At 69.0% G+C, this 11411-nt stretch carries 13 protein-coding genes and 1 pseudogene; 8 read left to right on the forward strand and 6 right to left on the reverse strand.

Annotated elements, in window-relative coordinates:
- The first annotated feature begins 70 nt into the window (after window positions 1-70).
- Complete coding sequence (locus ACFPIH_RS42725) at window positions 71-472, forward strand: hypothetical protein (RefSeq protein ID WP_381183783.1); 402 nt, start codon at window positions 71-73, stop codon at window positions 470-472.
- A gap of 487 nt (window positions 473-959) precedes the next feature.
- Here ACFPIH_RS42725 and ACFPIH_RS42730 read toward each other — a convergent pair whose 3' ends face one another.
- Window positions 960-1100, reverse strand: a complete 141-nt coding sequence (locus ACFPIH_RS42730) for a hypothetical protein (protein ID WP_381183781.1) — start codon at window positions 1098-1100, stop codon at window positions 960-962.
- Window positions 1101-1238: 138 nt separating this feature from the next.
- Entirely contained in the window at window positions 1239-2219 is a 981-nt protein-coding gene (locus ACFPIH_RS42735; RefSeq protein ID WP_381183779.1) for a GlxA family transcriptional regulator, read from the reverse strand.
- Window positions 2220-2347: 128 nt separating this feature from the next.
- Here ACFPIH_RS42735 and ACFPIH_RS42740 point away from each other — a divergent pair, with 128 nt between their 5' ends.
- The 4 genes and pseudogenes from ACFPIH_RS42740 to ACFPIH_RS42755 all read left to right on the forward strand — a co-directional run.
- Window positions 2348-3313 carry an NADP-dependent oxidoreductase gene (locus ACFPIH_RS42740; RefSeq protein WP_381183776.1) on the forward strand — a complete coding sequence of 322 codons (966 nt, stop codon included), beginning with the start codon at window positions 2348-2350 and terminating at the stop codon, window positions 3311-3313.
- A 30-nt stretch (window positions 3314-3343) separates the two neighbouring features.
- The gene (locus ACFPIH_RS42745; protein ID WP_381183773.1) at window positions 3344-3664 is read left to right on the forward strand and encodes an NIPSNAP family protein; all 321 of its coding nucleotides are present in this window, start codon (window positions 3344-3346) and stop codon (window positions 3662-3664) included.
- Between the two features lie 55 nt (window positions 3665-3719).
- Entirely contained in the window at window positions 3720-4166 is a 447-nt protein-coding gene (locus ACFPIH_RS42750; protein ID WP_381183769.1) for a GlcG/HbpS family heme-binding protein, read from the forward strand.
- Window positions 4167-4310: 144 nt separating this feature from the next.
- A pseudogene (locus tag ACFPIH_RS42755) lies at window positions 4311-4415 on the forward strand (MerR family DNA-binding transcriptional regulator); the annotation flags it as partial.
- On the opposite strand, the gene ACFPIH_RS42760 reads toward ACFPIH_RS42755, so the two are convergent.
- Complete coding sequence (locus ACFPIH_RS42760) at window positions 4402-5607, reverse strand: ISAs1 family transposase (RefSeq protein ID WP_385878729.1); 1206 nt, start codon at window positions 5605-5607, stop codon at window positions 4402-4404. The pseudogene ACFPIH_RS42755 and the gene ACFPIH_RS42760 sit on opposite strands and share 14 nt — an antisense overlap.
- Before the next feature lie 398 nt (window positions 5608-6005).
- Here ACFPIH_RS42760 and ACFPIH_RS42765 point away from each other — a divergent pair, with 398 nt between their 5' ends.
- Together ACFPIH_RS42765 and ACFPIH_RS42770 are read left to right on the forward strand one after the other, a co-directional pair.
- Window positions 6006-6263 (forward strand): hypothetical protein, encoded by a 258-nt coding sequence (locus ACFPIH_RS42765; protein WP_381183764.1) that lies wholly within the window; start codon window positions 6006-6008, stop codon window positions 6261-6263.
- A 169-nt stretch (window positions 6264-6432) separates the two neighbouring features.
- Window positions 6433-6966, forward strand: coding sequence for a peptidoglycan-binding domain-containing protein (locus tag ACFPIH_RS42770; RefSeq protein WP_381183762.1), 534 nt, complete (start codon window positions 6433-6435; stop codon window positions 6964-6966).
- An 884-nt stretch (window positions 6967-7850) separates the two neighbouring features.
- Here ACFPIH_RS42770 and ACFPIH_RS42775 read toward each other — a convergent pair.
- Together ACFPIH_RS42775 and ACFPIH_RS42780 are read right to left on the reverse strand one after the other, a co-directional pair.
- Window positions 7851-8231 (reverse strand): toxin Doc, encoded by a 381-nt coding sequence (locus ACFPIH_RS42775; RefSeq protein WP_381183759.1) that lies wholly within the window; start codon window positions 8229-8231, stop codon window positions 7851-7853.
- A complete protein-coding gene (locus ACFPIH_RS42780) occupies window positions 8231-8470 on the reverse strand; it encodes a hypothetical protein (RefSeq protein WP_351418544.1) in 240 nt (79 codons plus the stop codon). The genes ACFPIH_RS42775 and ACFPIH_RS42780 overlap by 1 nt, the downstream gene beginning before the upstream one ends.
- Window positions 8471-8810: 340 nt before the next feature.
- Between ACFPIH_RS42780 and ACFPIH_RS42785 the strand changes: the two genes are divergently transcribed.
- Window positions 8811-10355, forward strand: coding sequence for a hypothetical protein (locus ACFPIH_RS42785; protein ID WP_381183756.1), 1545 nt, complete (start codon window positions 8811-8813; stop codon window positions 10353-10355).
- 567 nt (window positions 10356-10922) lie between these two features.
- Here ACFPIH_RS42785 and ACFPIH_RS42790 read toward each other — a convergent pair.
- The gene (locus ACFPIH_RS42790) at window positions 10923-11297 is read right to left on the reverse strand and encodes a fic family toxin-antitoxin system, toxin component (RefSeq protein ID WP_381183754.1); all 375 of its coding nucleotides are present in this window, start codon (window positions 11295-11297) and stop codon (window positions 10923-10925) included.
- Window positions 11298-11411: the final 114 nt, after the last annotated feature.

Genomic DNA, 11411 nt, shown 5'->3' on the forward strand with positions numbered 1-11411 from the left:
GCCGGGCGCGGCATGCGCAGGAACCGCTACGGAGATCACCGACGGTCTGTGATCTCCGGAAGGGAACCCTGTGCGCATCCCCCGCACCGCTGTCGCGGTGGTCGCCGCGCTCGCCGCTCTGCTCACCCCCACCACCGCCGAGGCCCACACCCATGTGCCGGCCTCCGCACCGCAGCGGCACGCCCCCGGCGACACGGTCACCCTGCCGGTCCGCGACGCCCTGGCCGCGGTCGTGGTCCAGGACGAAGACCGCACCGGCTACAGCCGCGACCTGTTCCGCCACTGGATCGACGCCGACCGAGACACGTGCAACACCCGAGCGGAGGTCTTGATCGAGGAAGCCGTCACCGCCCCGGAGCAAGGCCCCAACTGCACGCTGAGCGGCGGGTCCTGGTACTCGCTGTACGACGACACCGCCTTCACCCAGGCCCGCGCCCTCGACATCGACCACCTGGTCCCCCTCGCCGACTGATGGCTGCGGATCCGAAGCTGCCGTCCGGTCCGATGAAGGCCTTGCCGTCGGAGTGGGTGCCCGGCTCGGCATCAAGGAGAGCCATGAGCGTGAAGGTGTAGATGACGGGTTCCCTGTCGGTGGCGGGCAGGGCTCCGTCAAGTTCCGTGATTGCGTGGAAAGTTGGCGATCGGCCGATAGGGGTGGATAGTAGAGCAGGCACGGGGGTTCGTGATCATTGCGGTGTCGACCTCGATTCTTCCAAGGGCTGACGGCGGTGTCGTGAGCGGCTGGTCGCCCGATATGTCCCGTGCCGTGTCGGGACTGGCCGTCGCGTGACGCTGCGGGGCGTCGGGTTCCACGGGCCCGAGGGTGGTGCGATGCTCTCCTCTGCGGTGCCGTCGGGGCGGTGGCCGACCGCCAGGTGAGGGCGAGGGCCGGCAGTTGGGTGGCCCGCTGCCAGGCGGTGGTGAATGTGATATCCACCACAAGATCATGACCGAGGCGGCTACTCGGCGTCACCGCCGACTACGGGCCAGAGCCGAAGACCGTACAGACCCACGGTGTAGCCCGTGGGCGCGATCGCCAGACCGTCTTCCAGCGTGTCGTTGCAGTACTCGGCGAGGCACCGCCGCCTACGGCGGTCCATGTCATCGACGATGTCCTCGGTAACCCGGTACATGATGTCCGGGACTTTGCCTTGAAGTGGTGGTAAAGGGCAGCAGGAGCCACTCGACGCGCCGGGTGATGGGTGGGGCGTTGTCGCAGCCCTGACCCGGCTGGGTGGTCACCGTGCCGTCATCGGCTCCGGTGCGCTGTGAGCGCGACGGTAGGCCAGTGGTGACAGGCCCAGGTACGTGTGGAAGTGCTTGCGCAGGGCGACGGGGTCGCCGAAGCCGCAGACGGTGGCGATCCGTGCGACGGTCAGGTCGGTGGACTCCAGCAGCAGGCGGGCGTGCGCCAGCCGCCGCTGCGCCAGCCACTTCAGCGGGCTGCTGCCCACCTCACTGCGGAACCGCCGGGTGAAGGTGCGCACGCTCATGTGCGCGTGCCGGGCCATGTCCTCCAGTGTGACCGGCTCGGCCAGCCGGTCCAGCGCCCACTGCCGGGTCGTCGAAGTGGAACGGTCGGTGTCCTGCGGAACCGGGTGCTCGATGAACTGCGCCTGCCCGCCCTCGCGCCACGGCGCCACGACGCAGCGCCGCGCGGCGGCCGAGGCCACCGCCGCCCCGTGGTCCAGACGGACCAGGTGCAGGCACAGGTCGATGCCGGCCGCTCCGCCGGCGGACGTCAGGATGCGTCCGTTGTCGACGAACAATACGTCCGGATCGACCTCGACGTCGGGGAACAGCCGCGCCAGCGCGTCACACAGCCCCCAGTGCGTGGTGGCCCGCTGACCGTCCAGCAGACCGGCCGCCGCGAGCAGGAAGGCCGAGGTGCACAGGCTGACGATGCGGGTTTGCGGCCCTATCCGGTCCAGCGCCGCGGCGAGTTCCTCAGGGAGCGCGCCGGTCGCGAGCAGCTGCTCGCTGGGCTCCTGCGTGGCGAGAACGACGGTGTCCGCGGTCTCCAGCACCGACTCGTCGTGGTCGACGAGGATCCGGTAGTCCTCGTGCGTGCGCACCGGCCGGCCGCCGAGGGAACAGGTGCTGACGGAGTACAGAGGGGTCCCATCCGGTTCACAGGCCTCGTTGAACACCCGGGCCGGGATGCCCAGGTCCAGCGGCAGGACTCCGTCGAGGGCGAGAACGACAACACGATGCGTCATGGCTGGAATGGTACGACAGATGTCCTCCCGGCCACTCACTCGCCTCTGCGGGCACACGCCACTGTTTCTTGTGCCGGGACCGCGGTCCCGGCACAAGAAAGCGTGAGACGGACATGAGCGAGGGCACCATGAGTGAGCACACGATGCGGGCAGTCACCATCAGCGAGTTCGGCGGAGCGGAGGTGCTGACCGTCGGGGAGGTCGCGCGCCCCGAGCCGCTGCCGACCGAGGTGCTGGTACGGGTGCACGCCGCCGGGATCAACCCGGTGGACTGGAAGACCCGCGAGGGCCAGGGCATGGCGGGGCTGCAGACGCTCCCGCTGATCCTGGGCTGGGACGTGTCCGGTGTCGTCGAGGAGGTCGGCTTCGGCGTCACCACCCTGAAGGTCGGCGACGAGGTGTACGGCATGCCGTGGTTCCCGCGCGCCGCCGGCGGCTACGCCGAGTACGTGACCGCCCCGGCCCGCCAGTGGGCCCGCAAGCCGGCCACCCTCGACCACGCGCACGCGGCCGCCGTGCCGCTGGCGGCGCTGACCGCCTGGCAGACCGTGGTCGACACCGCCCACGTCCAGGCCGGCCAGCGCGTCCTGATCACGGCCGCCGCCGGCGGGGTGGGCCACTTCGCGGTCCAGTTCGCCCGGCACCTGGGCGCCCACGTGATCGCCACCGCCAGCGCCGCACGCCACCCCTGGCTCAAGGAACTCGGCGCCGACGAGACCATCGACTACACCACCACCCGCTTCGAGGACGTCGTCAAGGACGTCGATGTCGTCATCGACCTGGTGGGCGACGCCCACGACCAGACCAGCACCCGCTCGCTGAAGGTCCTGCGTCCGGGCGGCCTGCTGGTCGCCGTACCGTCCGGTGTCTCCCCGGACCTGGCCCAGGCCGCCGAGGCAGCCGGCGTGCGCCTCACTGCGTACCTGGTCGAGCCGGACGGTCCCGCGCTGACCACGATCGCCGGCCTGATCGACGCCGGTGAGGTCACCGTCGAGGTGGAGGAGACCTTCCCACTGGAACAGGTCGGCACGGCCCACGCCCACGTCCAGGCCGGCCGCACCCGCGGCAAGATCGTCCTCACCGTGACCGACTGACCATCCCTGCAAACAGGCAGGAGCAGCACCGTGTACTACGAGATCCGCCGCTACCAGGCGCAGCCCGGACGCCGCGAGGAGTGGGTGCGCTACATGGAGGACGTGGTCATCCCGTTCCAGGCCTCGCTGGGCATGGACGTGACCGCCTCCTTCGTCGACGCCGAGGACGAGGACGGCTACGTGTGGATCCGCCGGTTCCAGGACGAGGCCCAGAGCGAGGCCCTGTACACAGCCGTGTACGAGCACGACCGCTGGAAGAACGAGATCGGCCCGGTCGTCTACGGCCTGCTGATCCCCGAGAAGTCCGTCGTCACCTGTGTGGTCCCCACCCCGGCCTCACCCCTGCGGTGACCTGGCTTGCGGCCCCTCCACCCGACGCGCACAGCACAGCAATAAAGGAACATTCATGAGCACCGTCACAGTCCAGAAGTCGGCCCCCGCCTCGTCAATCACCCAGGCCGCCGCCGGCGCACTCATCGCGGCAGTACACACCGCCGCTGCCCGGATCGGCTTCACGGCGGCCGTCGCCGTCACCGACCAGGGCGGACATCTGAAGGCGTTCGATCGGGCCGACGACGCGCCCTTCCTCACCGCCGAGGTCGCCGTCGACAAGGCCTGGACCGCGATCTCCTTCCGCATCCCCACCCATACGTGGAACGACTTGCTCGTCAACCCGCAAATCGCGCCGCTGGGCGGCCACCCTCGTGTGCTGGCCGTCGGCGGCGGCTACCCGATCATCGAGAACGGCCGGTACATCGGGGGGCTGGGGATCTCCGGCGGCGACTACGAGCAGGACCAGCAGGCCGCCGAGGAGGCCCTGGCCGCTCTCGGATTCGACCCGCCCGGTCACTGACCGACCACCGGTGTGTCGGCCTGTGGCTTGGCTGACTGGCGCCGACCAAGCCACAGACCGACACATGGTCGCAACGCTAACTTTCACATTGGACGTGAATGTCAAGTCCCATGGGCCGGGAAGGCCTGGTGAGGAGGCAGTGATATGCGGATCGGAGAGCTCGCGAGCGCAACCGGGGTCAGCACCCGCTCCTTGCGGTACTACGAGGAGCAGGGACTGTTGCCCGCCCAACGCCTCACCAACGGCTACTGATGCCCAGGATGGCGAGTGATCGTTCGGGGTCGTGGCGGATGGCTCGAGTGGTCTTGGCGATGTTGTCGGCTCCGAGGATCTTCAGGGCGCCGATGGCGAGGTTGCGGATGGTGGCCATGGCGCGGGGTGCGGTGCCGGCGTGAATGGTCGAGGCATCCTCGGCAAACGTGACATCTCTGATGTAGTGGGAGGAATTTTCGATTCCCCAGTGCCCGCGAATGGCGGCGGCGAGGTCGGCGGGGCGGGTTTGATGGGCGGCGAGGCTGGTGACCGCGTAGACGTTCTCGCGGGTTTCGGGCCGACCGGTGGGCTTGCGACGGCGGTGGACCCGGAGGGCGAGGCGGGCGTGGGGGAAAGCGATGCCGCCGAGGTTGTCGGCGATAGCGCAGGTCTTGATCGAGCGGGACTCGCGGCGGCCGTGGGCGGTGGCGGAGGCGGTGTGCTGGACCTTGATCGACGTCCAGGGCAGGGCGGCGAGCTGGGCGTAGGCGGTGGGCTGGTTGGTCTTGATGACGGCGATGTAGTGGGCCTTCTTCGTCTCGACCAGCCAGGTGATGTTGGCCCTCACCGAGTGGAGGGCATCGAAGGTGACGACGGTGTCGGCGAGGTCGAGTGGCGCCAGCAGGGGCTTGAAGTGGCGCACTTCGTTGGTCTTCGCACCGACTTCGACCTGGGCAATCGTGGCGACGCGGTCGTGGGTGACCGCCGAGAGCAGATGACGGCGCGGCGCGGCCAGACGGGCTGAGCCCTTGAGGGCCTTGCCGTCCACGGCGATGACCTGCCGCGATCGGGCCTCGGGCACTTCCTCGGACGCGGTGACGCGGTGCTGGTCGGCCAGGTAGGCGCCCACGGCCTGGTCCAGGGCGTCGCCGTCAAGTGCCTGAAGGACGCGTCCGAGAGTGACCGGCTTGGGGCTGCGCCGCCAGCCGAGCAGGTGATGGCGTATCCCGAGGGATGCCAGCAGCGAGTTCGTGGCCCGCTCGCCGAACTCGTCGATGCTCTTCGCGCCGCAGACGGCCGCGCAGGCACACACCAGCAAGATCGCAGTCAGCGGGTACCACCGGCCCCGGCGTGAGCGCGGATCCGGAACCGATTCGAGGTAGGGACGCAGGTCAGCGATCCGGTCCGCATCCAGCGGCCCCAGTTTCTCCAGCACGGCAGGGATAGGGGAAGATGCAACAGCAGGCACGGGACGTCCTCGTGATCATCTGGCTTCGACACCACAATGATCACGAACCCCCGTGCCTGCTCTGCTATCCGCCCCTACCGGCTGATCGCCAACTTTCCACGCAATCACGGAACTTGACGGAGCCCTGGGTGGCGGGGTCGGTGTTCAGATGCAGGCCGCCCTTCACCGTGACCGTGCGGCCGTCGTCTGTGGGGACCACGGAGCATCTCCGTCGCCCCCAGGGAGACGAAGGCGTTGGCTCCGGGATGTCCCTGGCCCATTCCATGCCGTTCCGGCTGGGGAATTACGCGAACTTCCACACTCGGTGCGCAATCCCGTCAATCCGGCCTGCCGCCCGAGCTACACCCTAGGTTGTACACCGGTAACCACACTGGTTGTAGACGAAGTTCAAGTCCTGGGTGGACGAAAGGGAACAGCCCCCCCAGCTACTTTCGATCCAGCCGGGCAACATCGCCTCGGGCGCTCTCCAAACACTCTCTCACTTTCAGGAGACGACCATTGCACGAGGCATGCCGTTCATGGGCACCCGGAAGAAGCTCGCGGTTGCGGCCGCCGCCGCAGGCCTGGGCCTGGCCTTCTCCGGCCAGGCTCAGGCCGCTGACTATGAAAAGTCCACAGCCGACGGCTGCGCCTCAGCCGTCGGCGCCTACGACTAGCGCCGCAAGGCCGATAGAGGCCACTCCATCCCTCCACGTCCCGCGCTTTCGCCGCATGATGGCCCATCGGGCTGCTTGCCGTACGCGCTACGCCGGGAACAACGGCGCCCTCCGGTCCTGCTGCGATCGCGCACCCACGTCACCCGCACCCGCCGAATTGGAGACACCCATGAACTCACGTACAAAGCGGACCAGACTGGCCGCATGCACGATCGGCCTCCTGACCGCCGCCACCCTCGCCCTGAGCACCTCACCGGCCTCCGCGAGCGGGACCTACAGCGGTCTCGCCTACGTCTACGGCGCGGGGATCTTCCAGGACGACTGGGGAAACGAGGGCATTGTGTCGACCAGCGTCAACACATCTTCCAACGCCACCTGCCTGTGGCAGAAGGTCCTGTGGGCATCTGGTCTCCTCTCCTCCTCGGAAATCGACGGCGTCTTCGGTAACGCAACCGTGACCGCGACCAAGAAGTGGCAGGAAAGGGAAGGCGTGGTGCCGGCTGACGGTGTGGCCGGCACGGACACCTGGTACAACGCGGGGATCTATCTAATCGACAGCGATGACGCCGACACCGCCGTTGACAAGTTCGCCGGCTCCAAGTACGCCGCCAACGTCTCCCGTGACAGTGAGGGCCGGTACAACTTCTACGACGGCGACGGCATCAAGCGACTCGCTGGCTACGACTACCGGACCTGCAGCTGACACTGCACCATCACCCGCGCGAGGCGGAACAAGCTCACCGGTGAGCAGCGGGACACTCTCGCGGAGTTGGGTGTGCAATGGGCGCGGCACCGTGTCCGGCCGGTCATGGAATAGCCGGACACGCCAGAGCACAGAGAGACCCCGGGATGCTCGGTCCCGGGTCTCGTCTTGTCGGTCGGCCCTTCTACAAGAAGGTGGGCCAACGCGCCCGCCGTAGTCCCTGAATTGGGGTTTCTACCCAGGTCAGGGGTGCATGGCTACGACCGAGTGAATCGGCCCCTCCCGACCCGTCTGCTCAGGGCACCGACAGATCAAGCCCTCACGCCGTCCACGTACGCGTCGGCCGCCACTTCGAGCTCAAGCTCTACCTCTCCCCCACCGTCCTGGCGGCGCTGCTGGGCGGCGGCACCACCACCGCCGCCCTCGTCACCGTCCTCGCCCGCTAACCGCGTCGGCGCAGAAGGGGGCTGAGCCAGCCACCGGCATGAGCCCCCCTCTATGTACGGCTGGGCGATCATGTTCGTCCGGTGCTGCGCACCGAGATCACCGTCACCGGGCTCCCTGGCTCACCCCGCTCCTGGAGACCGCCCTCGCCTTCCAGCACGCCGTACGCGAAGCCGAGGACGACCCGACAGACACCGTCGGCCGACTACGCGACGCGACCACGAACGGCCACTACGCCTACTGCGTCCCCACCAGGCCCGCCGTGGCCGACCGGCCCCGGCCCGGGGGCCGCCATCCGCTGGCTGGACGACGAACACGCTGTCCGCACCCGCTGGCGCGGCCTGGTCACCGCCCGCCAACACCACTCCCGCAGCATCCAGTTGCCCGGCCGCCGTCACCTGCGTGAGGGCGAAGGCCCGCCGTCCGGCTCTGGCGGGGAACTACAGCTTCCAGCCGCGCAGCAGGCTGGCGACGTCCTGGACGCTGATACGGGTGTCGCGGACCCTGCGGACCAGGTCAGACAGAGCGCCGTAGGGAGGATCAATGCCCTCGCCGGCCTGGGCCATGTACTGGGCGGCGATGAATGCGGCGTACAGGCTGTTGCGGTGCGGGAGCGGCTCCAGGCGCACGATCGTGTGCAGCAGGGCCGCGGCACGCCAGGCCGCGTCCGGGTCTGCGGCAGCGAGAGTGGGCAGCCGGGTCTTGTGGCGGGCGACAGAGGCAACCAGCGCCGAGTAGTCCGAAACAGACAGGTCGTCATGGCCGAGCGCGCGCTCCTGGACATCCAGCAGCCAGGAGACGTCGATGTAGAGAGGCGGCATCAGGCGGCAGCAGCCCCGTCACCGCGCTCACCGGGCGGCACTTCCTCGGGGAAAGCCTCGTCGAACTCGCCGCGCAGCCGCTCGGCCCATTCGGCCGCGCCGGCGACGAACCGCTTGCGCTGCATCTCACGGATTCCGAGGTCGTGCAGGTACTGCTTGAGGCTCTTGCCCTCGGCCGCAGCTGCGGCCCGGACACCCTCAAGCTCCTCGTCGGTGAAGGACACGTTCAGAGATGGCATACCAGCGATGGTACCTAGTAGGTGCCTGTCGGGTGAAGCAAGGAGTCGGGTCAGAGCCGCTTGAGCGGCCTGGCGGCAAAGAGGGCGTAGTGCGCATCAAGACGGCCGGGCCCCGGCTGACGACCGGGGCCCGGCTGCGGCGCGGGCGCCTCAGTACCTCCGGCGTTGTCAGTGGCGGGAGGTACCGTCAGTCAGTTGGGCGCCCGGCAGTGTGGCGGGGCGCCGACCGGAGGCGGATCTCGTCTCCAGTACGGCTGGAGGTTGCATGGCCCTGGACAGACGCCGAGTGCAGACCGCAGTGATCGGCGACGCCGATTCCGAGCTCCCTGTGGTCCTTCCGATGGAAGCGATAGAACTCGACGACTTCCGGGCCCACCACGCCGGCCAGACCTACTGGTGCGGCGTTTGGCTGGGCGGGTGCGGGCACCAGCTCTTCACCAAGCTGTACACCGATCGCGCCTGCCACTTCGCTCACGGGCCGGATCCCGAGCACACCTCCACCTGTGCCCGGAAGGCGGCCGGGGTCTCCAGCGCGGACCACCTGTACATCAAACAGGGGCTGCTGGCCTGGATGACGGACCAGGATGTCACCGCTACGGCCACCATCCCGCGCGAAGCCGACGGTTCGATCGGCCGGGAAGTGTTCTTCACCCCCGCTGGGCGCACCGGCCTGCGGGTCATGCTCTCCGAGTCCGCCGGCTCACCCGCACCTGCGGGAGAGGACTCCGCCCAGCTGGTCCTCGGGCCCGAGATGGCATCCGACCCGGACGTGCTGCTGCGGCAGGGATACGTCAACCGCATCCAGCTCATCCCGGACGGGACCCGCCGCCGGATCCAGGTCGGAACCGAACGCCATGGCGGCACCACCGAGTGGTTCGACCTGCACGAGGTGGAGTTCACCGACGCGGGGCTGACCACCCCGGCGGTCGAAGAAGTCCGCCGGCTGCGGACCACGCGGCGGCCCATCGGCGTGCAGGTACCCAAGGCCGCGCCGCAGCAGCCCCGGCCGACCGTACGGGCGACCAGCGGCGAGATGCACGACTTCCCCTCGCCGGACCGGGCGGACGTCATGGCGGCCCTGAAGCAGGCGGTGAGTGACGGGCGCAGCCGTACGGAGATCCGCCGTTGGCTGAACCGGGCGGAAGAGGTGACCCGCGGCGGGGCAACCGCCGAAGAGAACGGCCTGATCAGGGCAGCGACAGACGCGCTGCTCAGGCTGGAACGGGCCGTCGGCCTGCCCACACCACGCGAGCCGACCTTTCAGGAGCGCAAGGCCCTGCAGAGGGTCCAGCGACTACTGGGCAACCTGGCGGAGGGGAAACGACTCGGGTTTCCGATCATCACACCTCCCCAGCGCCGCCAGCTCGCCCTGGCCGCGGAACAGGCTTCCGCCTGGCTCACCGACGCCCAGCGCGCCCAGGTCCAGGCATGGCAGACAGCTCCGGCGCAGTCCGCACCCGCGCCGCGTGCCCCCCAGCCGCCGGTACGTCCCCGGCCGTCGCGCATTCCTCCTGTGGCTCCCCGCTCCGCGCGCTTCGACGCGGCTGGCCTGGCCGACGCGGTCCGGGACGTCCTGGAGCACGCAGCCCGGCTGGGGAAGACTGTGGCCTTCGCCGATCTGTGTGCCCAGGTCAAGGACCTGGGGGAACTGCCGGAGTCTGATCAGGTACAGGTGCTTCGGCGGGTCACGCCCACCGCTCGCCCTCGCAGTGCCAAACCCCAGCGCCCTGCCCTGCTCACCGCCCTGATCACCACCGAGGCGGGAACCATGCACCCGATCTACCGGCAGCTGGCCAACCATGCCGGCCACCACCTGCCCCAGCAGGCCGACAGCGCGTGGACCGACACCGTCAAGATCCTTCACGACCGCTACGACAACCCATAGTGGCACTGCCCGCAGTTGACAGCTGCCTTTTGTGCCGGCCGCACCCGGCGTGTCCCGATACGAGGGGCGACTGGCCGGGATGGACAGCCTGGACACCCGTGATCTCGTACAGTTCGGGTGTGAGGGTGAGCAGGAAGCGGCCCGCGGGGAAGGCTGCGGACGGGCGGGCGGCGTGGATGGCGTGGACGGCCGGCCAGGAGTGCCCGGCGTGCAGCAGTCCGGTAGCGGTCAGTGCGGCCGCGGTGTCAAAGGGCTCGATTTGTATGAACCGCAGGCCGTCGATGTAGGCGAGCAGGCCGGGCCGCTTGGTGTCGTGGGTCTTTGGGATCATGGAGGGCGGTGGCGGTCGTGTGGTCCAGGACGACAGCGATCGGCGCCACTACGCGGCCGCCGGATCCTGCCGCGCTCCAGTAGGCCGCGGGCCTTGGCTTCGGCCTCCTGAGTGGGTGTGGTGCCCAGGAGGGAGGCGGGCCTGCTCGGCGCGCTCGAGTCGTGCGCCGGTTGCCTGGCACGGTGTCGGGCCCTGCGTGATGTTGCAGGGCCTCTCTTGCGAGGCGTGCCGGCTGTTCAGCCCCAGTTCCTCAGTGCCTCGGCACCCTGGCGGACGTCGAGACGTCCCTCGATGACGTCCGCGACCAACGTGATCGCCTCCTGACTGCCGACCTTGATCTGAACGCCGCTGGCGTGGAGATAGGCGTAGGCGACCTGTGCGGCGAACAGCTCGTTCGAGTGCTCGAGGGCAGGGATCCGGGCGAGGGCGTGCAGGAGCGCGGCTGCCCGGTGGTGTACGGCCGGGTGGACCAGGGTCCCCATGACTTCGTGCCGGTGACGGGCGACGGCGGCGGCCAGCGCGCCGTAGTCGGTGACATAGTGATCGTCGGGCAGAAGGTTCTGTGCGATATCGAGCAGCCAGCGCTCATCGATGAACAGAACGGGCGCCATCAGGCGGCGTGGCTGCGGGCGCTGGTCCCGAAGCGGTCAGCGAAGGCATGCACGTGCTCCTCGATGAACGTCTTCGCTCCCTCGAGGAACCGGGCGCGCGAGGTCAGCGGGCAG

It is taken from the genome of Streptomyces vulcanius, from assembly GCF_042653945.1.
GTDB classification, from domain to species: domain Bacteria; phylum Actinomycetota; class Actinomycetes; order Streptomycetales; family Streptomycetaceae; genus Streptomyces; species Streptomyces mangrovi.